Origin of the sequence: uncultured Microbacterium sp., assembly GCF_945952435.1 — a bacterium.
Taxonomy (GTDB): domain Bacteria; phylum Actinomycetota; class Actinomycetes; order Actinomycetales; family Microbacteriaceae; genus Microbacterium.
Genome location: NZ_CAMFHZ010000003.1, coordinates 1 through 24097, shown reverse-complemented (window position 1 = coordinate 24097; position 24097 = coordinate 1). Strand labels below are relative to the sequence as shown.

The 24097-nt window shown below is 71.0% G+C and carries 21 protein-coding genes; 7 read left to right on the top strand and 14 right to left on the bottom strand.

The annotated features are described in order from the left end of the window. The first annotated feature begins 8 nt into the window (after positions 1–8). The gene (locus tag Q0P88_RS01925; protein ID WP_295010602.1) at positions 9–1178 is read left to right on the top strand and encodes a citrate synthase; all 1170 of its coding nucleotides are present in this window, start codon (positions 9–11) and stop codon (positions 1176–1178) included. Positions 1179–1368: 190 nt separating this feature from the next. Here Q0P88_RS01925 and acnA read toward each other — a convergent pair whose 3' ends face one another. The 4 genes from acnA to dut all read right to left on the bottom strand — a co-directional run bounded on the left by acnA (position 1369) and on the right by dut (position 6241). Next, complete coding sequence (gene acnA, locus Q0P88_RS01920) at positions 1369–4191, bottom strand: aconitate hydratase AcnA (RefSeq protein ID WP_295010601.1); 2823 nt, start codon at positions 4189–4191, stop codon at positions 1369–1371. A 159-nt stretch (positions 4192–4350) separates the two neighbouring features. After that, positions 4351–5166: a DUF3159 domain-containing protein gene (locus tag Q0P88_RS01915; RefSeq protein ID WP_295010600.1), complete on the bottom strand. Its 816-nt coding sequence runs from the start codon at positions 5164–5166 to the stop codon at positions 4351–4353. Beyond that, complete coding sequence (locus tag Q0P88_RS01910; protein ID WP_295010599.1) at positions 5163–5771, bottom strand: DUF3710 domain-containing protein; 609 nt, start codon at positions 5769–5771, stop codon at positions 5163–5165. Before Q0P88_RS01910 ends, Q0P88_RS01915 begins: the two co-directional genes overlap by 4 nt. Then, a complete protein-coding gene (gene dut, locus Q0P88_RS01905; protein ID WP_295010598.1) occupies positions 5768–6241 on the bottom strand; it encodes a dUTP diphosphatase in 474 nt (157 codons plus the stop codon). Before dut ends, Q0P88_RS01910 begins: the two co-directional genes overlap by 4 nt. Before the next feature lie 12 nt (positions 6242–6253). On the opposite strand from dut, the gene Q0P88_RS01900 reads away from it, so the two are divergent. Beyond that, a complete protein-coding gene (locus Q0P88_RS01900; protein WP_295010597.1) occupies positions 6254–6736 on the top strand; it encodes a DUF3093 domain-containing protein in 483 nt (160 codons plus the stop codon). Between the two features lie 124 nt (positions 6737–6860). Here the strand turns inward: Q0P88_RS01900 and Q0P88_RS01895 are convergent, their stop codons facing one another. Further along, complete coding sequence (locus Q0P88_RS01895) at positions 6861–7154, bottom strand: DUF4193 domain-containing protein (RefSeq protein ID WP_295010596.1); 294 nt, start codon at positions 7152–7154, stop codon at positions 6861–6863. A 198-nt stretch (positions 7155–7352) separates the two neighbouring features. Between Q0P88_RS01895 and sepH the strand changes: the two genes are divergently transcribed. Then, positions 7353–8423 carry a septation protein SepH gene (gene sepH / locus Q0P88_RS01890; RefSeq protein WP_295010595.1) on the top strand — a complete coding sequence of 357 codons (1071 nt, stop codon included), beginning with the start codon at positions 7353–7355 and terminating at the stop codon, positions 8421–8423. Between the two features lie 21 nt (positions 8424–8444). Here the strand turns inward: sepH and Q0P88_RS01885 are convergent, their stop codons facing one another. Then, entirely contained in the window at positions 8445–9563 is a 1119-nt protein-coding gene (locus tag Q0P88_RS01885) for an alkaline phosphatase family protein (protein ID WP_295010774.1), read from the bottom strand. Between the two features lie 90 nt (positions 9564–9653). Here Q0P88_RS01885 and Q0P88_RS01880 point away from each other — a divergent pair, with 90 nt between their 5' ends. Then, positions 9654–12098, top strand: coding sequence for a DNA topoisomerase (ATP-hydrolyzing) subunit A (locus tag Q0P88_RS01880; RefSeq protein ID WP_295010594.1), 2445 nt, complete (start codon positions 9654–9656; stop codon positions 12096–12098). Positions 12099–12154: 56 nt separating this feature from the next. Here the strand turns inward: Q0P88_RS01880 and Q0P88_RS01875 are convergent, their stop codons facing one another. Genes Q0P88_RS01875 through Q0P88_RS01860 form a run of 4 tightly spaced genes read right to left on the bottom strand, consistent with a single transcriptional unit; the run spans position 12155 to position 16197 of the window. After that, positions 12155–13087 (bottom strand): 3-oxoacyl-[acyl-carrier-protein] synthase III C-terminal domain-containing protein, encoded by a 933-nt coding sequence (locus tag Q0P88_RS01875; protein ID WP_295010593.1) that lies wholly within the window; start codon positions 13085–13087, stop codon positions 12155–12157. Then, positions 13074–14396: a F390 synthetase-related protein gene (locus Q0P88_RS01870; RefSeq protein WP_295010592.1), complete on the bottom strand. Its 1323-nt coding sequence runs from the start codon at positions 14394–14396 to the stop codon at positions 13074–13076. The genes Q0P88_RS01875 and Q0P88_RS01870 overlap by 14 nt, the downstream gene beginning before the upstream one ends. Continuing rightward, positions 14396–15193 (bottom strand): MBL fold metallo-hydrolase, encoded by a 798-nt coding sequence (locus Q0P88_RS01865; protein ID WP_295010591.1) that lies wholly within the window; start codon positions 15191–15193, stop codon positions 14396–14398. Before Q0P88_RS01865 ends, Q0P88_RS01870 begins: the two co-directional genes overlap by 1 nt. Further along, the gene (locus Q0P88_RS01860; protein ID WP_295010590.1) at positions 15190–16197 is read right to left on the bottom strand and encodes an NAD(P)-dependent oxidoreductase; all 1008 of its coding nucleotides are present in this window, start codon (positions 16195–16197) and stop codon (positions 15190–15192) included. The genes Q0P88_RS01865 and Q0P88_RS01860 overlap by 4 nt, the downstream gene beginning before the upstream one ends. An 88-nt stretch (positions 16198–16285) precedes the next feature. Here Q0P88_RS01860 and Q0P88_RS01855 point away from each other — a divergent pair, with 88 nt between their 5' ends. Continuing rightward, positions 16286–17494: a glycosyltransferase gene (locus tag Q0P88_RS01855; RefSeq protein ID WP_295010589.1), complete on the top strand. Its 1209-nt coding sequence runs from the start codon at positions 16286–16288 to the stop codon at positions 17492–17494. 15 nt (positions 17495–17509) lie between these two features. On the opposite strand, the gene Q0P88_RS01850 is transcribed toward Q0P88_RS01855, so the two are convergent. After that, a complete protein-coding gene (locus tag Q0P88_RS01850) occupies positions 17510–18421 on the bottom strand; it encodes an arginase family protein (RefSeq protein WP_295010588.1) in 912 nt (303 codons plus the stop codon). A gap of 24 nt (positions 18422–18445) precedes the next feature. Further along, on the bottom strand, positions 18446–20557 hold the full coding sequence (locus Q0P88_RS01845) for a type IIA DNA topoisomerase subunit B (RefSeq protein WP_295010587.1): 2112 nt from the start codon (positions 20555–20557) through the stop codon (positions 18446–18448). A gap of 182 nt (positions 20558–20739) precedes the next feature. Here Q0P88_RS01845 and Q0P88_RS01840 point away from each other — a divergent pair, with 182 nt between their 5' ends. After that, positions 20740–20952: a hypothetical protein gene (locus Q0P88_RS01840; protein ID WP_295010586.1), complete on the top strand. Its 213-nt coding sequence runs from the start codon at positions 20740–20742 to the stop codon at positions 20950–20952. 75 nt (positions 20953–21027) lie between these two features. Here the strand turns inward: Q0P88_RS01840 and Q0P88_RS01835 are convergent, their stop codons facing one another. Together Q0P88_RS01835 and Q0P88_RS01830 are read right to left on the bottom strand one after the other, a co-directional pair. Beyond that, positions 21028–22110, bottom strand: coding sequence for an alanine racemase (locus Q0P88_RS01835; protein ID WP_295010585.1), 1083 nt, complete (start codon positions 22108–22110; stop codon positions 21028–21030). Continuing rightward, entirely contained in the window at positions 22098–22820 is a 723-nt protein-coding gene (locus Q0P88_RS01830) for an alanine racemase C-terminal domain-containing protein (protein ID WP_295010584.1), read from the bottom strand. The genes Q0P88_RS01835 and Q0P88_RS01830 overlap by 13 nt, the downstream gene beginning before the upstream one ends. Before the next feature lie 113 nt (positions 22821–22933). Here Q0P88_RS01830 and Q0P88_RS01825 point away from each other — a divergent pair, with 113 nt between their 5' ends. Next, positions 22934–23956 carry a sugar-transfer associated ATP-grasp domain-containing protein gene (locus tag Q0P88_RS01825; RefSeq protein WP_295010583.1) on the top strand — a complete coding sequence of 341 codons (1023 nt, stop codon included), beginning with the start codon at positions 22934–22936 and terminating at the stop codon, positions 23954–23956. The last annotated feature ends 141 nt before the right edge of the window (positions 23957–24097 follow it).

Genomic DNA, 24097 nt, shown 5'->3' with positions numbered 1-24097 from the left:
GAGCCGACATGGCCATCACCATCGATCGCAACGACACGCAGCTCATCGACGTCCCGCGAGGGCTCACCAACGTCGTCGTCGCCGAGACCTCGATCGGCGACGTCCGCGGTGAGGAGGGCTTCTTCCAGTACCGGGGCGTCTCGGGAGTCGAGCTGGCAGCTGAAGCCCGATTCGAGGACGCCTGGAACCTGGTCACGCTCGGCGGACTTCCCCAGGGCCGCGAAGCCGCCGCCGCTTTCCGAGCCCGCACATCGGCCGCGCGCGCGATCCCCGAAAGCCTGCACGAAGCCCTGTCGGCGATCGCAGCGTCGAGCCTGGAGCCCATGGCACAGCTGCGCACCGGCCTCGCCCTGATCTCGGCCGCGGACGGCAGGCGTGCTCTGTACGACGAGTCCGAGACGGAGCGCATCGATGACGCGATCCGGCTCGCGGCGGTCGCGCCGGCCCTGATCGCCGCGCTCCACCGACGGAGCGAGGGGCGCGACGCGATCGAGCCGGACGGCGATCTCGATCCCGTCGCCGACTATCTGCGCATGCTCACGGGTGTCACCCCCGACGCCCGCCTCGCTACCGCACTGGGCACGTATCTGACCGCGGCGATCGATCACGGCTTCAATGCGTCGACGTTCACCGCGCGGGTCATCGCATCCACCGGCGCCGACCTCGCGTCGTGCGTCGGCGGTGCCCTCGGAGCGCTCTCCGGCCCGCTGCACGGTGGCGCCCCGGCGCGCACTCTCGACATGCTGGACGAGATCGGATCGCCCAACCGGGCGGACGCCTGGGTGCGCGAGCGCGTGCTGGACGGCGGGCGGATCATGGGGTTCGGACATGCGGTCTACCGCACGGAGGATCCCCGCGCCCGTCTGCTGCGCGGGGTCGCCCAGCGGCTGCGCGCCGACGGGCTCGCGTCGGACCGCGTCGACCTCGCCGTGGCCGTGGAGCAGACCGTGCTGCGCGTGCTGGACGAGCTCAAGCCCGGCCGAACCTTGCGCACGAACGTCGAGCTCTACGCCGCGGTCGTCATGGAGGCGTGCGGCATCCCCCGTGCGCTGTTCGCGCCGACGTTCGCTTCGGCGCGCCTGATCGGCTGGGGCGCCCATGCTTGCGAACAAGCGCAGGACGGCAAGATCCTTCGACCCTCGTCCCGCTACGTCGGAACGCCGTCGCCCTCTCAGTGACGGATCGCCGCGGGCTCGTCTCGGTCGTTCCACCACCGCTTCCACTGAAGGAGAACTCACGCGCACCTGAAGGAGAACTCACGCGCACCGCGTCGGTGGGTGTGGCGCCGATGACGAGAACGAGAGCACGCACCGCGGCACGCGAACGGGGCCGGCTCCCGAAGGAACCGGCCCCGTCGTCGCGCGTGGATCAGACCAGCGAGCGCAGCACGTACTGCAGGATGCCGCCGTTGCGGTAGTAGTCGGCCTCACCGGGGGTGTCGATGCGCACGACCGCGTCGAACACGATCGGCTGCTTGCCCTCGGGCGAGAACTCGCTCGGCTCGGCGGTGACGCGCACCGTCTTGGGCGTGGTGCCCTCGTTCAGCGCCTCGAGCCCCGCGATCGACACGATCTCCGTGCCGTCCAGGCCCAGCGACTCCCACGACTCCCCCGCCGGGAACTGCAGCGGGACGACGCCCATGCCGATGAGGTTCGAGCGGTGGATGCGCTCGAAGCTCTCTGTGATGACCGCCTTGACGCCGAGGAGGTTGGTGCCCTTCGCCGCCCAGTCGCGCGAGGACCCGGAGCCGTACTCCTTGCCGCCGAAGATCACCAGCGGCGTGCCCTGCTCCTGGTAGTTCTTCGACGCGTCGAAGATGTAGGCCTGCGGGCCGCCCTCCTGCGTGAAGTCGCGGGTGAAGCCGCCCTCGATCTGCTGCCCGTCGTTGACGGCCTTGACCAGCGCGTTCTTCAGACGGATGTTGGCGAACGTGCCGCGGATCATGACCTCGTGGTTGCCACGACGCGAGCCGTAGGAGTTGAAGTCCTTCTGCGCGACGCCGTGCTCGGTGAGGTACTGCGCGGCGGGGGTGCCCGCCTTGATGTTGCCGGCCGGCGAGATGTGATCGGTCGTGACCGAGTCGCCGAGCGTCGCCAGCACCCGAGCGCCGGAGATGTCGGTGACGGGGGCCGGCGTGGCCTCCATGCCGTCGAAGTACGGCGCCTTGCGCACGTAGGTCGAGTCCGCGTCCCACTCGAAGACCGGACCGGTCGGCGTGGGCAGGCTCGTCCAGCGCTCGTCTCCGTCGAACACCGTGGCGTACTGCTTGATGAACTGGTCGCGCGAGATCGACGAGTCGATGATCTCCTGCACCTCGGCCGGGTCGGGCCAGACGTCCTTGAGGAACACCTCATTGCCCTCGGTGTCGGTGCCGAGCGCCTGCGTCTCGAAGTCGAAGTTCATCGATCCGGCGAGGGCGTAGGCGACGACGAGCGGCGGGCTGGCGAGGTAGTTCATCTTCACGTCGGGGCTGATCCGGCCCTCGAAGTTGCGGTTTCCGGAGAGGACCGCGGTGACGGCGAGGTCGTTCTCGTTGATCGCCGTGGACACCTCCTCGATCAGCGGGCCGGAGTTGCCGATGCAGATCGTGCAGCCGTAGCCGACCGTGTAGAAGCCGAGGCCTTCCAGATCCTTGTCGAGACCGGACTTCTCGTAGTAGTCCGTGACGACCTTCGATCCAGGGCCGAGGGTCGTCTTGACCCACGGCTTCTGCTTCAGGCCCTTCTCCCGCGCCTTGCGAGCGAGCAGGCCCGCGGCGATCATGACCGAGGGGTTGGATGTGTTCGTGCACGACGTGATCGCGGCCAGGGTGACCGCGCCGTTGTCGAGGATGTACTTCTGCCCGTCCGGGGTCTTCACCTTGACCGGCTTGGAGGCCTCGGCGGGGGCCCCCGAGTTGAGCACGACGGGGATCTCGTTCGTCTCGATCTCTTCTCCGGGCACGGAACCCGGGTCGGAGGCGGGGAACGATCCGGCGTCCGCGACGTCGATCGGTCCGGTCGCGTAGCTCAGGATGTCCTTCTCGAACTGCGCCTTCGCCTCGGAGAGGAGGATGCGGTCCTGCGGACGCTTCGGGCCGGCGATGGACGGGACGACCGTGGACAGGTCGAGCTCGAGGTACTCGCTGAAGCTCGGCTCGTTCGCCGCGTCATGCCAGAGCGACTGCTCCTTGGCGTACGCCTCGACGAGAGCGACGGCCTGCTCGTCGCGGCCGGTCAGGCGCAGGTAGTCGAGCGTCACGTCGTCGATCGGGAAGATCGCGGCGGTCGAGCCGAACTCCGGCGACATGTTGCCGATCGTGGCGCGGTTGGCGAGCGGCACGGAGGCGACGCCCTCGCCGTAGAACTCGACGAACTTGCCGACCACGCCGTGCTTGCGGAGCATGTCGGTGATCGTGAGGACGACGTCGGTCGCGGTGACGCCGGCGGGGATCTCGCCGGTCAGCTTGAAGCCGACGACGCGCGGGATGAGCATCGACACGGGCTGGCCGAGCATCGCGGCCTCTGCCTCGATGCCGCCGACGCCCCAGCCGAGCACGCCGAGGCCGTTGACCATCGTGGTGTGCGAGTCGGTGCCGACGCACGTGTCGGGGTAGGCGCGCAGCGTGCCGTCGACCGTGCGGTCGTAGATGACCTTGGCCAGGTGCTCGATGTTGACCTGGTGCACGATGCCGGTCCCCGGGGGGACCACCTTGAAGTCGTCGAACGCAGTCTGGCCCCAGCGCAGGAACTGGTAGCGCTCGCCATTGCGCTCGTACTCGATCTCGACGTTGCGCTCGATCGCGTCCGGTCGGCCGAACAGGTCGGCGATGACCGAGTGGTCGATCACCATCTCCGCCGGGGACAGCGGGTTGATCTTGCTCGGGTCGCCGCCGAGCGCGGTGACCGCCTCGCGCATCGTGGCGAGGTCGACGATGCAGGGCACGCCGGTGAAGTCCTGCATGACCACGCGGGCCGGCGTGAACTGGATCTCGGTGTCGGGCTCCGCGGCGGGATCCCAGGATCCGAGCGCCTCGATCTGCGCCTTCGTCACGTTCGCACCGTCCTCGGTGCGAAGCAGGTTCTCCAGGAGCACCTTGAGGCTGAACGGGAGCTTCTCGTAGCCGGGGACCGTGTCGATCCGGAAGATCTCGTAGTCGGTGCTGCCGACCGTCAGGGTGCTCTGGGCACCGAAGCTGTTCACCGTGGGCACGGATCCGTCTCCTTCTGTTCGGATGGAAGCGACAGGCGACTCCATCTTGCTCGGCTGCTCCCGAGGCGGCTAGCAAGGCGGGCCTTACCAGTGTGCGCTTCGGCACGAACGAGCGAAAGGTGTCGATTTATCTTGACGTCAAGATAAATCCTACACCGATCAGGCGGCGCGATCCGAGCCGGACGAAGGCGTGTCCGTCGCCTTCTCGGCCGGATAGAGCGCCCGGACGAGGAGCCAGGTGACCGCGACCATCGGAGCGAACAGCGGCAGGCCCATGACGAGCTTCAAGGTGCCGAGAGCCTGCACGTTGCCGGAGAAGTAGAGCGGCAGCTGCACCGCGAGGCGGGCGTAGAACAGCAGCGCCCAGGCGATCGTGATCCAGAAGAACGCACGCCGCTTGCGTCGATCCTGCCGCCAACCCCGAACGTCCCCCATGAGGAACCCCGCGGCCAGGCCGATCACCGCCCAGCCGACGAGCGCGGAGACCAGCAGCACCGTCCCGTAGAGCGCGTTCGTGAAGAACCCCGGCACGAAGTTGTCCTGCCCGCGTCCCGTCCATAAGGCGAGGCCCGCGGCCACGGCCACCGCGACGAGACCGCCGATCGCGGATGCGGCCGGGGACCGCTGCAGCAGACGGATCGCCGAGAGCACGGCCGCGAGGCCGACGGACACCACGAGCGAGAGCCACAGCGGATCCGGGCGCAGCGTGTAGATGACGAGGAACGCGGCGCTGGGCAGCACGGATTCGAGGACGCCGCGCCATCCGCCCATCGCACGCCAGACGACGCGGCCCGTGCTCTCGCCCGAGGACGGATCGAGGCCGAGCCGCTGCGCCGCACCGCCGAGGGCGGCGCCGAGGGTCTGGACCGCATCCGGCGAGGAGGGCGCGGGCGGCGGGGAGTACTTCTCCGCGGGCGTCTGCACCGATTCCTCCGGAGTGGACCGCCCCTGGTCGTCCGGGGAGGGGGAGCTCACGCGCCGCCGGGCGCCGCGGGCATGCGCAGCGGGATGAGGTCGCGGGGCGGCATGGGCGCTCCGCCGCGGACCACGACGATCGAGCGGAACAGGTCCTCGACGGAGGCGGCGGCCTCGGCGTCCGATGCGGCGGCCCCGCCGATCACGCCACGGAGGAACCAGCGCGGACCGTCCACGCCGACGAAGCGCGCGAGACGTGTGGTCGCCGTGTCTCCGGCGACCGCCGGGATCTCCGCGAGCAGCTCGGCTCCCAGCGCCCCCTCGCGCTCGGTGACCGTTCCGCCCTGCTGCGAGATCTGCTCCTGGATCTGCGCGCGGGTCTCGTCCCACAGTCCGCTCGAGCGCGGTGCGGCGAAGGGCTGCACCTGCAGCGTGGAGTCGGCGTAGTCCAGGCCGACGGCGACGATCCGCTGCGTCTGCTCCTCGACCTCGAGGCGCAGGTTGAGGCCTTCGCGCGGCAGGATCTTGATCGCGCCGAGGTCGATGTACGGGCGGACGGGGTTCGCCTCGCTCTCGTCGAACGGACCCTCCGTCGCACGGTCTCGCGGCGCGACCTCCGTGGTCTGCTCGTCGCTGTCCTGCTCGGGGGTGCTCTCGTCGCTCATGCGTTCTCCTCCACGCCGACGGGGACGGCGCTCTGGGTGTGGTAGCCGGTGGATCCGAATCCGCCCGCGCCCCGATCGCTCTCGTCCAACTCGTCCACCGGGAGGAACCGGGCCCGGACGACGGGCATCACGATCAGCTGCGCGATGCGGTCGCCGACCGCCACATCGTACGCTTCCTCGCTGTCGGTGTTCAGCAGGCACACCTTGATCTCGCCGCGGTAGCCGGCGTCGACCGTGCCTGGCGTGTTCACGACCGTGATGCCGTGCTTGGCCGCAAGACCGCTGCGCGGCACGACGAAGGCCGCGTACCCGTGCGGCAGGGCGATGCGCACGCCCGTGCCGACCAGGGCACGCCTGCCCGGTTCGAGACGGACGGCCTCGGCCGAGACCAGGTCGGCTCCCGCGTCGCCGGGGTGCGCGTAGACGGGGATCTCGGGCGCGATAATGGGGAGGTCCACGGATTCGGTCACGGAAAGAGGCTAATGCAGAACGCAGTCGGCGATCCCCGCCCGCGCTACCGCGAACGGCTCGCCCCGAGCCTGTGGCTGTTCCTCGCGGCGGCCCTCGGCGGCCCGATGCTCGCGCTGGTCTTCGTCCCCGCCGGATCCGTGATCGCGCTGGTGATCGGGATCGCCGCGACCGCGGCGATCATCGCGTTGATGGTCCTCGGCTCGCCGAGCGTCCGGGTCGACCGCCGGACGCTGCGCGCGGGACGGGCGTGGATCGACGCCTCCTGGCTCGGCGAGCCGGAGATCCGCACGGGCGAGGACGCGCGCCAGGCACGCGGCCCCGGATTGCCCGCCCGCGGCTGGCATCTCATCCGCGGAGGGATCGACGGGATCGTCGTCGTGCCGAACACGGATCCGGACGACCCGGCGCCGAGCTGGACGATCTCGTCCCGCACGCCCGACCGGCTCGCGGCCGCGATCGACGCGGCCCGCGCCGAGAGCGCCCGCGCCTCCTGAGCACCCCCCCTCCTCGGGCGAGCACGGGATGTGTCGTCCCCGACCGCGAGTTCCCGGGAACAACCCCGGGAACGCAGAACGCGCCCGGACCGAAGGGTCCAGGCGCGTGCGGCGTCGAGGGGGCTCAGGCAGCGCATTCCTTGCAGATCGGGCCGAGCTTCTCCTCGTGGTCGAGCTGCGAACGGTGCTTCACGAGGAAGCAGCTCACACAGGTGAACTCGTCCTCCTGCGGGGGCAGCACCACGACGTCGAGCTCGACGTCGGAGAGGTCCGCTCCCGGGAGGTCGAAACCACCGGGGTTGTCCGAGTCCTCGACATCGATCGATCCCGACATCTTGTCGGGGACGCGCTCCTTGAGAGCCTCGATCGACTCGCTCTCGTCTTCGCTCTTGCGAGGGGCGTCGTAATCGGTTGCCATAGGGGGGATCTCCACTTTCATCCTGCGAGTGGCGGGCGCCGGGGGTGTTCGGCGGCCCATAGTTTGCATGACGCGCGTGCGTTTGGCAAATGCCATTCGTTCCGCCGGACCGAACGGGCGGCGCGCCCACGGTATTCCCGCCCCGACGGATCGACCCGTGACACCATGAACGCACACCCATCCTGAGGGGCAGAAGCCATGGAACACGTCACAATCGTCGGCGCCGAGGACGACGTCCTCGTCCTCGCCACCGAGTCCGGAGAGCGTTTCGCCCTCCCGATCGACGAGGTGCTGCGCGCGGAACTGCGCCGGGCCAGGGCCAGTCGCGAGGAGAAGGCGCCGCCGCTGGCGGCCTCCCCTCGTGAGATCCAGGCGCACATCCGTGCCGGGATGTCCGCGGCCGAGGTCGCGGAGCTGCTGGGGGTGAGCCGCGCCGCGGTCGAGCGGTTCGAGGGTCCGGTGCTCGCCGAGCGCGAGCACGTCGTCGGGCAGGCGCTCGCCGTGCCGGTGCTCATCGGCAGCGAGGTGGAGCCCGACGCGCAGCCCACGTTCGGGGTCGCGATCCGCGCGAAGCTCGCCGATCTCGCCGCGTCCGGCGAACGCTGGGTGGCGTGGAAGGACGACTCCGGCTGGATCGTCAAGCTCGAGTTCACGGCGAACGACGTCGACCACGATGCGCGCTGGGGCTTCGATCCGCGGCGCAGCGCCCTCTCGCCGCTCAACGCGGACGCGACCCAGCTCTCCCGGCAGGGCTCGCTCCCGGAGGGTCTGATCCCCCGCCTGCGTGCCCTCGACAAGGAGCAGCGCCCGTCTCCGTACAAGGACGACACCCGCTTCGACTCCGGCGCCTTCGGCCCGCGGCTCGTCCCGGCGCCCGCTCCGAGCGAGGACGCCGAGGACCACGGGATCGCCGACGCCACCGAACCGCGCTCTGCGCGACACCCGCAGTCCTCGTCGAACGCGCAGGAGGCGGCGACCCGCAGCGCGTCGTTCGCACCGTCGACCCCCGCCGACACGGCCGATCTGCTCGAGGCGCTCCGCCGCCGCAGGGGCCAGCGGGAGTCGCGTCCGGTCTTCGAGGAGGAGCCGGAGGACGCACGTCCCCTCGCCCTCTTCGACGCCCTCGAGCCGGGCTACACGCCGGAACCGTCCGAGCCGGCGGACTCCGCTCCCTCCGGAGGCGGGGACCAAGAGGGCTCGCCCCGACGACGGCGCAGGGAGATGCCGTCGTGGGACGAGATCGTCTTCGGCGCGCGCAGCGACGACTGAGCCGGCGCCGCGGCCGCACCGCTACCGCGCGAACGCGCCAAGCCGCAGGAGCGGCACGCGGAGCTCCTCCGGGGTGAGCGCGCCATGCTGGCCGATCATGCCCTGGGACCGCTGGTCCTCCGCTGCTCCGTCGTACAGCGCCCACTGTCCGCGCGCAGGAACGACCAGATCGCCGATGCGGGATGCGGCCTCGGGGGTCACCTCCGGCCCGTAGAGCCCACCCGCGGTCGCCTGATCACGGGTGAGCACGTCGGCAGCCCCCTCGGTTCCGCGGATCCACTCCTCGGCGACCTGCAGGACGTCGGCGGGATCGTCGAGATAGACGTGCAGCATGCGCGGCTCGCCCGCGATCAGCGCGACGCCGCGCTGCAACGGGCTGCGCTCGTCGATGACGAGATGACGGTGCACCGGGACGTCGACCATTCCGTGATCGGCCGTGACGAGGACGCCGACGCCGTCGGGGATCCGCACCGTCAACGCGGCGTCGAGATCCTCCAGCGCAGCGACCCATGCCCCCGAGTCCACGCCGTGGCGATGTCCCGCCTTGTCCGCCTCGGGCAGATAGCAGTAGACGAGCGCCCCGTCGTTCTCCTCGGCCAGGGCGAGGGCGAGGGCGACGCGCTCCACCGCGGACCGACCCCCACGGAACTCGGCTCCGCGCAGGGTCGCCGCGGAGAAGCCGCTGTGCGCGTACTCGGGCAGCCCGACGGCGAAGGCCGGCCTGCCTGCGGCCCGAGCCCGCTCGAAGACCGTGGGCTCGGCCTGCCAGGCGCTCCCGTCGACCCCGGCGGACTCCCATCCCGAGAGCTGGTTGACGACGGTGCCCGTCGCGGGGTCGCGGACGGCATAGCCCACCAGACCATGCCGACCCGGATCGGCTCCGGTCAGCAGGCTCGTGAGAGCGGCGGCCGTGGTCGAGGGGAAGACGGTGGAGATCACGTCCTTCTTCGCCATCGCGCCGGCGAGCGTCCGCGCATGGCCCGCGTGCGCCCGCAGCTGGATCGCGCCGAGTCCGTCGATCACGACGAGCACCACCGAACGCGCCGGTGCCCCCAGCGCCGACCTGCCGTCGAGAGCCGCGAGCAGGTCGTGCGCCACCCCGGTCACGCTCCGGGTGCCGGGAGGGATCGCCGGTAACATGAGGGTCACCCGAATCAGTCTCGCACAGAGGCGGATCCGGTCACGGTGTCGAGACGCCCTCCGCCGCTCCCCCGAACCCGCAGGAAGCCCATGCCCCGCACCACGCCGCCCGAGCCGATCGACGAGCGCATCCAGGACATCGATCTTTCGAGCGAGATGCAGGGCTCGTTCCTGGAGTACGCCTACTCGGTCATCTACTCGCGCGCACTCCCGGACGCCCGTGACGGGCTCAAGCCCGTGCAGCGCAGGATCCTCTTCCAGATGGCGGAGATGGGCCTCGTGCCGACGAAAGGACACGTCAAGAGCGCCCGCGTCGTCGGCGACGTCATGGGAAAGCTGCACCCGCACGGCGACTCCGCGATCTACGACGCGCTCGTGCGCCTCGCCCAGCCGTTCGCCCTGCGCCTCCCGCTCGTGGACGGACACGGCAACTTCGGCTCGCTGGACGACGGCCCCGCGGCCTCGCGGTACACCGAGGCGCGACTGGCCCCGGCCGCGCTCGCCCTCACCGAGAGCCTCGACGAGGACGTCGTCGACTTCGTGCCGAACTACGACGGCCAGTTCCAGCAGCCGTCGGTGCTGCCGGCGGCGTTCCCGAACCTGCTCGTCAACGGGGCGAGCGGCATCGCGGTGGGCATGGCGACGAACATGGCCCCGCACAACCTCATCGAGGTCGTCGCCGCCGCCACGCATCTGCTCGAACACCCCGAGGCGACCACCGAAGAGCTCATGGAGTTCGTGCCGGGCCCCGATTTCCCCTCGGGCGGCATCGTGATGGGCCTCGACGGCGTCCGCGACGCCTACGCGAACGGGCGCGGCGCCTTCAAGGTGCGCGGGAAGGTCTCGATCGAGCCGCTCGGACCGCGCAGGACCGGGATCGTGGTCACGGAGCTTCCGTACATGGTCGGCCCCGAGCGGGTGATCGAGAAGATCCGCGACGCCGTGCAGGCCAAGAAGCTGCAGGGCATCAGCGACGTCAACGACCTCACCGACCGCAATCACGGCATGCGGATCCAGATCGGGATCAAGACCGGCTTCGACCCGAATGCGGTGCTCGAACAGCTGTACCGCCTCACCCCGATCGAGGACTCCTTCAGCATCAACAACGTCGCGCTCGTCGACGGGCAGCCGCGCACGCTTGGGCTCAAGGAACTGCTCAGCGTGTACGTGCGGCATCGCCTGGAGGTCGTGACGCGGCGCAGCCGCTACCGGCTCGCGCGACGGGAGGAGCGCCTGCACCTGGTCGAGGGGCTGCTCATCGCGATCCTCGACATCGACGAGGTCATCCAGGTCATCCGCTCCTCGGACGACTCCGAGCAGGCGCGCACTCGTCTGCGCACAGTGTTCGATCTCAGCGAGCCGCAGGCCGAGTACATCCTCGAACTGCGGCTGCGGCGGCTCACCAAGTTCTCCCGCATCGAGCTGGAGACCGAACGCGACGCCCTCATGGCGGAGATCGCCGCTCTGCGGGAGCTCCTCGCCAGCGAACCCCTCCTGCGTGCGCAGGTCGCTCAGGAGCTCGACGCGGCCGCGGAGGCCTACGGCACCCCGCGGCGCACCCTGCTGCTGAACGCCGCGCCGCCCAAGCAGCGTGCGGCCAAGGGCCCCGTCGACACGCAGATCGCGGATGCACCCACCGTCGTGGTGCTCTCCACGACGGGGCGTGCGGTGCGGGTCGACCTCGAGCCGGGGCAGGAGCTCCCCGCATCCGGGCGACGCAGCAAGCACGACGCGATCCTGGCGACGCTGCCCACCACGACGCGCACCGAGATCGGTGCGATCACCTCCGCGGGACGGATCGTCCGCTTCACCGCGGTGGATCTTCCCTCCGTCCCATCGGCATCCGTGCACCTCGCCGCCGGCGTCCCGCTGCGCGACTACATCGGTCTGCTCGACAAGAGCGAGCGGATCCTCGCCCTCGTCCGCTTCGACGACGACACCCCGCTCGCGCTCGGCACGCGGTCCGGCGTGGTCAAGCGCGTGGTGCCGTCGACGCTCGCACCCAAGCCCGAGCTCGAGATCATCGGCATGAAGCCCGGCGACGTCGTGGTCGGTGCGGGGTCCGCTCCCGACGACGCGGAGCTGGTGTTCGTCACGAGCGATGCGCAGCTGCTGCACTTCCCCTCGGCCGGCGTGCGTCCCCAGGGGGCGCCGGCGGGCGGCATGGCGGGGATCAAGCTCGGCACGGGCGCCGAGGTGATCGCGTTCTCCGTGCTCCCGGCAGGCGAGGAGGCGATCGTCGTGACCGTCTCCGGCGGCACCGGGATGATCGCGGGCACGGACGCCGGGCGCGCGAAGTCCTCCTCGTTCTCGGAGTTCCCGGGCAAGGGCCGGGCGACGGGCGGGGTGCGCGCTCACGCCTTCCTGAAGGGCGAGGACCGGCTCACCCTGGCCTGGGTCGGCGTCGAGCCTGCGCTCGCGGTGGGCCCGGACGGCAGCGCCCGCGCCCTTCCGGAGACCGGTGCGAAGCGGGACGGCTCGGGGCAGCCGATCGACGGAGTGATCGGCTCGATCGGCGCGGCGCTCGGGGCCTGAGGTCCGGCGCCACGACGACCGCAGACGACCCTGCGCCCGGCGGGATCCGCTCCGGATCAGAGCCGCAGCGCGAGGGCGTTCGCGGTCAGGCCCGCAGCCGTGCCGCACAGCACGACGAGATCCCCTCGTCCGATGCGTCCGGCTTCGAGCGCGCGGACGAGCATGAACGGCACGGACGCCGAGACCATGTTGCCGAAGGACGCCACCTCGTCGACCCGCTTGTCCGCCGGCACGCCGATCCGGTCGAGCATGGGTCCGAGAGCCGCGGAGGCCTGATGCGGGATCCAGAGGGCGATGTCGTCGTGCGAGAGCGCCGCCTCGCCGAGGAACCGTGCGAAGAAGTCGGGCAGGACCCGCATCATGCCGAGCAGTGCGCGCCGGCCGTCCATGTCGAAGAGGTAGTCGGCGGGATCCGCCGTCGCGTAGTCCTGCGCGGGCGAGCGGGACAGCCCTCCGCGGATCTCCGTGTCGTGCGCATGCGCGGGCCAGGTCTGCTGCCTGCTCGCGAGCACGCCGCGCCCCGGTTCGGCCGAGCGGGTCACGACTACGGCCACCGCGGCATCGCTGAACAGCTCGAAGCTCTCCTGCTGCGCAGGGTTGAGGAAGCGACTGCCCACGTCCCCTGCGACCACGAGCACCGTCGAGTGGTCGCCGTCGCGGAGGTATCGCGACGCGACGTCGAGCGCGGTGATGAAGCTCGTGCAGGTCGAGTTCACGTCGAACGCCGCCGCATGGCCGGAGAGGGTCAGGCGCTCCCAGACCAGCGCCGCGGTGCACGGGATCGGCTGGATCCCTGCGGCCGAGGCGCCGAGCACCAGGTCGATGTCGTCGGTCGTCATCCCGGCGTGCGCCAGCGCGCGCGCCGCCGCGGATGCGAGCATGTCCCGCTGCGTCGTGTCATCGTCGATCCGGTACCGGACCGCGTCGCCGAAGCGCACCACCCGTTCGGGGAGCACGCTCCCCCATCCGACGATCTCACAGCTGCGCATCGTCCGCCTCCCCCCTCCATCGACGTTCGACGCGACGCAGCTTACGGGAGCCGTCCGGCGCGTACGGCACGAAACGCAGTTCGGCTCGCACCGCCCTCTGCCGATCCGCCAAGGATCCCAGCTCCGCGACGACCCCGCCGCGGACCGCCTCCTCCGCCGCGTCGTCGGAGCACCGCAGTCCGATCTCGAACGTGCGGCGCCCGGTCTGGACGACCCGGTACTCCTCCACGCCGTCGACGTAGAGCAGCGCCCGCGAGACGAGATCCGCGAAGATCGGCACCATCCCACCGTCGTGCCCTGGCAGCGAGAGCGTGTCGCCCTCGCGGCCCTCTATGCGGGCGATCGCGGTGAGCGCGCTGCCGCAGGGGCACGGCGCCTCCCGCAGTCGGAGCACATCTCCCAGGCGGTAGCGCACGATGGGCTGGGCGCGCCGGCGCAGGTCGGTGAGGATCGGCACGAAGCGGCCGTCGCCGAGTTCCTCCCTTTCGACGAGGATCCCGTCCTCGTTGAGGTGCAGCACGCCTTCGTCGCACGTGTGGGCGAGGAATCCCTCCGTGCACTGGTAGAGCTGATGGATCCGCTCCTGCCCCAGCGCGGCGGCGATGCGGCGCTCGTCGGAGAGCTCCAGCACCTCGGCCACCGCATAGACCTTCGTCGGCGCGACGCCGAGAACGCCGCGCTGCACCGCACGCGCGATCTCGAGGAGCACGGACGGCGGCGCGACGAGGATCGTCGGCGCGTACGCCTCCAGTCGTGCCAGGTTCGTCTTGAGCTCCGCGAAGACGTCGAAGAAGGAGAACGAGACCGCCCGCGAGGCGACCTCCTCGTAGAGCGTGTTGTCGGCGCGCAGGAACAGCGCGATCCGCTGGCCGAGGATCCGCCCTCGCGGGAGGGTCCGGGCCAGGACGTTCCCGGCCCAGCGTTCCCGTTCGGCGCGCGCGACGAGGAAGAGCCCCCGATGCCCGCTCGTCCCGCTGGACAGGCCGACCGAGTGCGTGCCGATGCCGGGCGCGAAGTCGCGGGTGCGCTCGTTGCCGAGCGCGATCCGCATCGCATCGGCGCGCCGGACGCCCACCGTGTTGAGCTCGTCGAAGCGGTCCATCAGAACGCCCTTGTCCATGAGCGGCAGGGACCGCAGGTCCGTGGTCCCACGCGGGATGCGCGCGGCGAAGTAGGCGGAGCGGGTGCGCAGGAACCGCAGCTGACGTCGGAGGAGCCGGCGCTGCCGTCGCTCGACGCAAGCCCGCGTGCGCAACGGCCGGAGCCATCGCGCGGCGATGAACTCCCCGACCACACGCAGGCGCGACATCAGGGGAGCAACTCGCGATCGACGACCCGATCGTGACTGCACACGATCCGGATGCCCTGCGCGGACAGGGCGGAGAGCGTCCGCGCCGTGGCGGCGTAGGCGGCGGGGTGGTGCTGCAGCCGGCGTGGCAGAGCGCGCATGCGGGGCGCGGCATCGAGGAGGTCGGTCCCCCAGGCCGCGTCGCCGGCGAGCAGCACGCGGTCCTCCACGAGCGCGCCGAGATGCCCTCGGGCGTGCCCGGGGAGGTCCACGAGACGGATCCCCGCGCCCGCCCACGGCTCGGCGACCCGCAGACGCCGCCCCGCGACGGTGACAGGGGCGAAGTCCGCCGGCGTCAGCACGATCGGGTCCTCTCCCGGGAAGCCGGCGGGCAGGAGACCGGGGAGGACCGCGTCTCGCACCCGCGCCTTCTCATCGGTTTCAAGCTGCCCCGACGTGATGACGAGACGCGCGCGAGGGAAGCTTTTCAGCCCGCCGACATGATCGGGATGCAGGTGGGACAGGATCACATGGCCGATGCTGTCGGGATCCACGCCGTCCCGCGCCAGCTGAGCGCCGATGTCGTCGCCGGGGGCCAGCGAGGGGGGCAGTACCCGGCGGTACACGGACGTCCTCCAGCCTGTCGGCCAGGGATCCGGCGCGTACCCGGTGTCGAAGAGGAACCTGCGCCCGTCCCCCGGCTCGTACAGGAAGACGCCGGACGGGAACTCCCGCACGTCGCGCGTGCCCCCTCGGAACAGCGTGCGGGTGTCGTGCGCCGTGCTCCCGCACGCGTAGTGGCGCAGCCGCCCGCTCATCCGCCCTCCCCGAGGCGTTCGAGGACGTCCGCCGCGGCACCGTCGAGGGCGTGATCCAGCGAGAACGCGGGCCGATAGCCGAGCTCGTCGACGGCCCGGGAGATGTCGAGCGTCTGCGCGAACGCGATCGTGGAGAGCGTGTACCGGGTCAGCGGCGGTTCGGGGCGTCCTGGCAGCGCGCGGCAGACCGCTTCGCACGTCGCCGCGAGCGCCCAGGCCGCCCTGCGGGGCATCGTCCGGAACCTCGGCTCCTCGCCGAGACGACGGAACAGCTGCTCCAGCAGCGCGCGGAACGGACGCGGCTCGCCGTTGCTGATGTTGTAGACCCCGCCCGCCGGATCGCCGCGAGTGAGGGCGAGACGCAGCGCGAACGCGACGTTCTCCACGGCGGTGACGTCGATGAGGTTCCGCCCGCCGTCGAAGAGCGGAATCCCGATCCGACGGTGCACCTGCACCAGACGCGGCACGAGACTGGGGTCTCCCCGACCGATGAGACCACGGGGCCGCAGGATGACGAGCTCCGCGATCCGTCCCTCCCGCTGCGCCCTCCGCAGCAGCTCCTCGGCGGCGAGCTTCGAACGGATGTAGTCGTTGAGCGGCTTCCCGGGCGCGACGTCCCCCTCACGGAGGCCGATCCGGTCCCTGGCAGCCGCATACACGCTGGGCGACGAGACGAACACGAGGCGCCGCGCGCCGTTGCGCTCGGCGAAGGAGAGCGCAGCCCTGGTCCCCTCGACGTTGGCGTGCGCGACGTCGCGCGGTCGCCCCCACGGCGTCGACAGCGCCGCGCAGTGGACGACGGCATCGACGTCGCGGCGCACGTCCGCGAGTTCGTCGAGGGACGCACGGACCGTGCCGCCGGAGGTCACGAGCCGCTGCAGCGCCACGGCATCGCGCCCGGAGGCGATCGTGGGGATCCCCTCGGCCTCGAGTGCGCGGATCACGTGCCCACCGAGGAATCCCGTCGCTCCGGTCACGAGCACGGGCCGGGCGGACGAGAGCATGCCCCGATGCTAGGGCATCTCCCGAGAACGGCGGCCCGCATCGACACGGCAGCGACGGGCGCGAGAACACCGCGCCTAGAGTGATCCCGTGCGCATCGCGATGGTCACGGACTACTACCTGCCGACGCTCGGCGGCGTGCAGACCGCGATCAAAGCGCACCGCGAGGAGCTCGTGCGCGCCGGGCACGAGGTGGTCGTCTTCGCCCCGCTCGCCGCTCCTTCGACGGATCCGGACGTCGTCCGGCTGCCGACCGCGCGCCGGTTCGCTCCGGACGGCTATCCCTTCACCTGGCCGCTCGGATCGGCGACCGCGCTGCTCGAACGGGAGCTCGTCGGCTTCGACGTGGTGCACGTGCACACGGAGATGTTCGCGGCGCTCGCCGCCTATCGCGCGGCGAGCCGGCGGAGGATCCCGCTCGTGCAGACCATGCACGGTCGGATCGACGTCTACACGCACGCCGTGCTGCCCGTCCCCGCGGTGACGACCGCGATCCTCGCCGCCGTGCATCGTCGCGGTCTCGGCGCCGTGGACGTGCGGCTCGATCCCGAGGCCCCCTATGCGCGCACCCGGTCCGCCCGGCGCATGTGGCGCCTCATGGTGAGCCAGGCGGAGCGCGCGGATCAGGTGATCGTGCCCTCCGCGCACTTCGCCGCGAAGCTGACCGCCCAGGGCATGACGACGCCGTGCACGGTGCTCTCGAACGGCCTGGAGGACTCGTTGCTGGACGCGACCGCCGATCCCCCGGTGCGCCGGCCCGCCGCCACCGAGCCGCTGCGCGTGCTGTGGTGCGGGCGGCTCTCCCCGGAGAAGCGCCCCGGGGTGTTCCTCGACGCGATCGCCCGTACTACGGGGGTCAGGGCGGTCCTCCTCGGCGACGGCGTCTCCCGGTCCTCCGTCGCACGCCGGGCCGCCCGCCTCGGCCGGGGCCGCGTCGAGGTGCGCGGTTCCGTCCCGCAGAGCGCCGTGCTGGATGAGATGCGGTCAGCGCACGTTCTGGTGTCCAGCTCCTGGGACTTCGACAATCAGCCGATGGTGCTGCTGGAGGCGCTCGCGACCGGACTCCCGATCCTCGTCACCGATCCGGATCTCGCGGAGGCGCTGCCCGCCGACGGTCACAGGGTCTCCCGCACTCCGGATGCGGCCGGCCTCGCCGCCGCGCTCGCCGAGCTGCGGGACGCGCCCGAGGAGATCGCACGGATGAGCAGCGCGGCGATCGCGCATCGCCCTCGCATCGCACAACGCGCGCACGGCGACGCGCTTCTCGGTGTCTATCGGGCGGCGATCGCCGGGGACTGACCCGCCTCTCCGGCGTCACGCACGGGCAAGAGCGCTGCCCAGCTCTCCGAAGCCCTCGGCCACGATCTCGGCCACGGTCCGCGCGTACGCGCCGCCAGGATCGAGGTCAGGATCGAAGACGGTGATCGCCGCACCCCAGGCGTGGGGCGCCAGCGCACGGAGCAGCTCCACCATCTCCTCCGGTGCGAGGCCTCCCGGATCCGGGCTGTCCACGGCCGGCATGTGGCTCGGATCGAGCACGTCGACGTCCACCTGGATCCAGTAGCCGCTCTCCAGCCCGTCGACCGCGCGCACACGCGACGCCGCCCGCGCTCCGCCGTGCAGGATCACGTCCTCGGCGGGAACGACCGCACCGATCAACCCCCGCAGCTCCTCCGCATGCTCGTCCTCGGAACGATGGCCGACGTGCGCGCTGCACGCGGGTGCGAAATACGGGCCCAGCCCGTCGATGTCGCTGAGCGCGGGAAGATGCCGGCCGACCGCGACCGCGAGATCCTCCCCCGCCACGCTGCCGACGTGCGCGCTGTTGCCCGGATGGCGGAAGTCGGTGTGCCCGTCGATGTGGACGAGTCCGCCGCGGGGACCCGTCCTGTTCGCCAATCCCGCGCCGATCACCAGGCTGCAGTCCCCTCCGAGCACGAGCGGCGTCTCGCCCGACGCGTGGATCCGATGCAGCCGGTGCGCGAGGCGACGGGCGTGCGCGACGATCTCCTCCTGGTTGCGCACGGTCCCCGGTGCGCGCCGCCCGTCGTCGTCCACGTAGCGCCCGGGGAGCACGACGCCACCGTCGACCGCGCCCGCCTGCGTCATGCGACGATGCAGTCCCGCCTCCCTGAGGGCTTCCGGGGCCTTCGCGGTGCCGGGCACGCCGCCGCGCACGGGCGGGCGCAGACCGAGATTCGTGGGAGCCGAGAGCAGGACGACCATCGGCTCAGTCTCTCCGCGCTGACGTCACGCGTCGATGGCCTCGCGGGCGAGTCGATCCGAGGAGTCGATGATGAACTCCCGACGCGGAGCCACCTCGTTGCCCATCAGCAGCTCGAACACGCGTCCTGCGGCCTCGGCGTCCTCCATGCGGACGCGACGCAGCAGACGACCCGAGCGATCCATCGTGGTCGACGCGAGCTGCTCGGCGTCCATCTCCCCGAGTCCCTTGTAGCGCTGGATCGGCTCGTGCCACCGCTTGTTCTGCTTGCGCAGCTTCGCCAGGAGCGTGTGCAGCTCCTGCTCGCTGTAGGTGTAGATCGTCTCGTTCGGCTTGGAGCCCGGATTCATGACGATCACGCGGTGCAGCGGCGGAACCGCGGCGAACACCCGTCCGTCCTCGATGAGGGGGCGCATGTACCGGAAGAACAGCGTGAGCAGCAGCGTACGGATGTGCGCGCCGTCGACGTCCGCGTCGCTCATGAGGATGATCTTCCCGTAGCGCGCGGTCGAGAGGTCGAATGATCGACCGGATCCGGCGCCGATGACCTGGATGATCGAGGCGCACTCGGCGTTCGAGAGCATGTCGCTGATCGACGCCTTCTGCACATTCAGGATCTTGCCGCGGATCGGGAGGAGCGCCTGGTACTCGCTCGTGCGGGCGTGCTTGGCCGTGCCCAGCGCCGAGTCTCCCTCGACGATGAACAGCTCGGTCTGGGAGACGTCGGTCGAGCGGCAGTCGACCAGCTTGGCCGGCAGGGAGGACGACTCCAGGGCGTTCTTGCGGCGCTGGGTCTCCTTGTGCGCCCGCGCGGAGAGGCGCGCCTTCATCTCGGCGACGATCTTGTCCAAGAGCATCGAGGCCTGGTTCTTGTCGTCCCTCCTGGTCGAGGAGAAGCGCTCCGCGAGCGCCTTGCGGACCACCTGCGCCACGACCGTGCGCACCGCCGGGGTGCCGAGGACCTCCTTGGTCTGACCCTCGAACTGCGGTTCCGGCACCGTCACCGTGAGCACCGCCGTGAGCCCGGCCAGCACGTCGTCCTTCTCGAGCTTGTCGTTGCCCGCCTTCAGCCGGCGGGAGTTCTGCTCCACCTGGGAGCGCAACGTCTTCAGCAGTTCCTGTTCGAAGCCCTGCTGGTGCGTGCCGCCCTTCGGGGTGGAGATGATGTTCACGAAGGAGCGCATCGACGTCTCGTAGCCGGTGCCCCAGCGCAGCGCGATGTCGACCGCGCACTCGCGGTGCACCTCGGTCGCCTTCATCGAGCCGTCGGCCTGCAGCACGGGCACCGTCTCGGTGAAGCCTCCTGAGCCCTGCAGGCGCCACGTGTCGGTCACCGGGGCGTCGGCCGCGAGATACTCGACGAACTCGCTGATCCCGCCCTCGTAGTGGTACGAGGTCTCGTTCGCCGCCGGTGCCGCGCCGTCCTCGCCGTCCCCTGCCGTGGCGCGCTCGTCGCGCACCACGATCTCCAACCCCGGCACGAGGAACGCCGTCTGCCGTGCCCGCGTCTCCAGTTCCGGCAACTGGAAGGTCGCGTCCTTGGTGAAGATCTGCCGGTCCGCCCAGTACCGGACGCGGGTGCCGGTCACTCCCTTGGCGACCTTGCCGATGACCCGCAGCTCGCTGCCTTCTTCGAACGGGCGGAACGGCGCGTCCGCGCGCGGGACGCCGCCCCGGTCGTCGAACACGCCCGGCTCTCCGCGATGGAACGACATCGCGTAGGTCTTGCCGCCGCGGTCGACCTCGACGTCGAGACGCTCTGAGAGCGCGTTCACGACCGATGCCCCGACGCCGTGCAGACCGCCCGACGCCGCGTAGGAGCCGCCGCCGAACTTCCCGCCCGCGTGCAGCTTGGTGTAGACGACCTCGACGCCGGTGAGTCCCGTGCGGGGCTCGACGTCGACCGGCACGCCGCGTCCGCGGTCGCGCACCTCGACGCTGCCGTCGGCGTGCAGCACGACGTCGATCCGGGATCCGGTACCCGCCACCGCCTCGTCGACGGAGTTGTCGATGATCTCCCAGAGGCAGTGCATGAGCCCGGGGGATCCGTTCGAGCCGATGTACATGCCCGGTCGCTTGCGGACGGCTTCGAGCCCCTCGAGGACCTGGAGATGGTGGGCGGAGTACTCGGCTGTCACAATCGTCCATCGTATCGACGGCCGCAGACAGCGGGCCGCAGACACTCCTAACGGCCGGCGGACCGGTGGGGGCCGCGTACGCGCAGAGCGAAACACGCCGCCTCACGGGCATGACTCCCAGCCCGGCGTGGTTGTATTTACTACACCTCAGAGCGGACCCGAAATACCTAGGAGGCATCGAGATGAACGCGACGACCGAACGGGAGACCACGGTCATCCCCCGCCTCACGGCGATGGACCGATGCGACGCCTGCGGAGCCCAGGCCTACATCGCCGCGGAGGTCAACGGACACGAGCTCCTCTATTGCGCCCACCACGGACGAAAGTACGAGGAGAAGCTGCGCGCCGTGGCGACGAGCTGGCACGACGAGACGTCGCGCCTCAGCGAGTCCTGACCTCACGACCCGAACGCCCGGAGCCCTGGTGGCCCCGGGCGTTTTGCGCGCTCCCGCCCCGGTGTGCTGTCAGGGTCAGCGGTATTCGCGCCGCACGCCGTCCGTGAGACGGCAGAGGATCTCCTCGCCCACGGTGCCGATCGCCTCGGCGAGCGTCGTCGGCGACACGTCGCCCGATCCGCCGCGTCCGAAGACGATCACCTCGTCGCCGACCTCGGCGCCCGGCCAGGCCGCGACGCGCGACGCGTCCGCGTCGACACGGAGCAGATCGCGGGGGCCGGCGGGCGTCCCCACCTGCACCCGTCCCCCGAGGGTGCTCGGAAGACCGTCGAACGATCCCATCCCCACGACGACCTCGTCCCCGTCGACCCGGCGCACCGACGCGATCAGCTCGGCGGCGGGCGCGATGCCGGACAGGTCGGGACCGCCCGCCGAACGGACGCCGAAGCAGAACGCCCCCACGCGCACGAGCGTGCCGCGGAGCTCGGGCCGCTCCCAGGTCGCCGCCGAGGCGGTCAGGTGCTGGAACGGGAGCTCGGCGCCGAGCTCCTGCGCACGTACGATCGCCGCCAGGAACCGACGCTGCGCGGCATCGTCCTCGGCATCGCTCGCTTCGGCCAGATGGCTCCACGCCCCGACCAAGTCGATGATCCCCCGGTGCTGCGCATCCACCGCGATCCGCACCCCGTCCTCCCACTCCGCCGCGGAGAGGCCGTTCCGGTGCAGTCCTGTGTCGATCTTGAGATGGATCCTCGCCCGGTATCCCGTCGCGTCGGCCTGGACGATCACGCGCTCCAGGTAATCGATGCTCCCCACGCCGAGATCGACGTGCGCGTGCAGCGCAGCCGCGATCTCCTCGTCGGTGGACGTGACCCACGCGAACAGCCGCGGCTCCGGCCCGAGTGCGTCGCGCAGGTGCACAGCGGTCGGGATGTCGTAGCTCCCGATCCAGACGACACCGGCCTCCGCGGCCACCCGCGCAGCCCAGACCGCCCCGAGGCCGTATCCGTCGTCCTTGACGACCATCATCAGCTCGGCCGGGGCCACCCGCGCGCGGACCGCGGCGATATTGCCGCGGAGCACCGCGGCGTCGGCACGCAGCACCGCCGCACCGCCGTTCCCGGACAGCATCCCGTCGGGCACCGTCAGGCCTCCCATGCGCGCTCCGTCCGCTGACCGGCCACGGCCACGAGCTCCCCCGCGGTCATGCCGGTGATCCGCACCCAGTCGGCGAGCCCGGCCGCCACCGGACCCCGCCCGCCGAAGTACGTCGCCTCGGCGCCGAGCGCCACGTCCGCGTCGCCGATGTCGACCACGCACACGTCCATCGCGATCCGTCCGACGATCGGGCGCACCGCCCCGTCGATCTCGACGACGGCTCTGCTGCCGAGCGCACGCACGACGCCCTGCGCGTATCCTCCGGTGACGAGGGCGAGCCGGGAGTCGACCGGGGCGCGATGGATGTACCCGTAGGAGACACCGCCTCCGGCGGCGATGTCCTTGGTCGAGAGCACCCGGCCGACCAGGCGCAGAGCCGGTGTCCCCGGCAGGACGCCCTGGGCGTCCGGAAGTCCGTAGAGCAGGCGCGGATCGAGGTCCGCCGGCTGGTCGGCGGTCGCGCGGATCCCCGCCGCCGTGAGCCGCGAGACCTCGGCGGCGCCGTCCACGCGCACGGCCGAGGCGCCGGCGCCGATCACCGCGTGTGCGACGTCGAGGAGTCCGTGGCCCCACGCGTCGCGACGGAGATCGGCGATGCCCGCTCCGCCGGAGTCCACCGCACGGGCCGCCCCCTCCGCCAGCGCGGCGCGGGAGACGACCGAACGCAGCATCGCGCTCCGCGACGGAGGGGCGGAAGGCGTCTCATTCACCCGTCCACCCTACCGGCGCCCTGCGCGTACGTCCCGAGGCGGGGCGCACCCGGGGGTCTCGGAGGAGGGCCGCCTAGAATGGACCGGTCCCCCATCCTCGACCCGGAGTTCGCATGCCCTCGAACGGCCTCGGCCTGACCTCTCGACTCGGCTACCTCGCCGAGCGTGCCCGTCGCATCAACGTCGGCTCGGTGATCGAGCGCGCGAAGGAGGCTTCGGCGCAGCACGGCAAGGCCGTGCCCGCCATCGTGGTGGACATGCTCTGGTCCGCCGGGCGGCACAACGTCGGTTTCCAGGACTACATCGACTACGACTTCGCGATCCTGAACCGTGCCGAGCGTGCGACGTACATGACGCACCCCGTTTCGAACCAGATCTCGGAGCGCTACTCGGATCCGGCCTTCCGGCACCTGTTCCACGACAAGCTCGAGTTCGACGAGAAGTTCAGCGACTTCCTCCGCCGCGACTGGATGGTCGTGAAGCCCGGCAACGCGGACGAGCTCCGCGACTTCGTTCAGCGGCACGGCACCGTCATCGTGAAGACGCCGATGGGCCAGGCGGGATCCGGCGTGTTCCGGTACCACGCGGCCGACGTCACGGACTGGGAAGCGTTCCACGCCGACCTGCTCGGTCAGGGCCGGCTCCTGGTCGAGGAGGTCATCCGGCAGCACCCCGATCTCGCCGCGGTCTGCCCCGGCACCGTCAACACCACGCGCGTGACCGCGTTCTTCGACGGCTCGACCACGCACATCCTGGCGATGGCCCAGAAGTTCGGACGCGGCGAGGTCAGCGACCAGATGTCGTTCGGCGGCTTCTACACGATGCTCGACGACGACGGCCATGCCGTGAGCGCCGGGTACGACTCGCACGGGCACGTGCACGAGGTGCACCCCGACTCGGGATTCCGCATCGCCGACTTCCAGTTGCCGATGATCGAGGAGGTCAAGGCCTTCGTGGATCAGGTGGCGCGTGTCGTCCCGCAGGTGCAGTACGTGGGCTGGGACATCGTGGTCGGCCCGGACGGCCCCGTTCTCGTCGAGGGCAACTGGGGTGCCGGCGTGTACGAGAACAAGCCGAGCGTCTCCGGAATCCGTACCGGTCACAAGCCCCGCTACCGGGACGCGATCGGGTTCTGACGCTCCGAGTCGTCTCGCTTCCTTTCGGGGGGTCGTTGGGCGAGGACGCCGCAGGCGACCGAGACGAAACGCCGCCTCCACACGCACCGTTTCGTCTCGCTCCGGCTCCGCCGGCGCTCGCTCAACGACCTCAAAGGAACG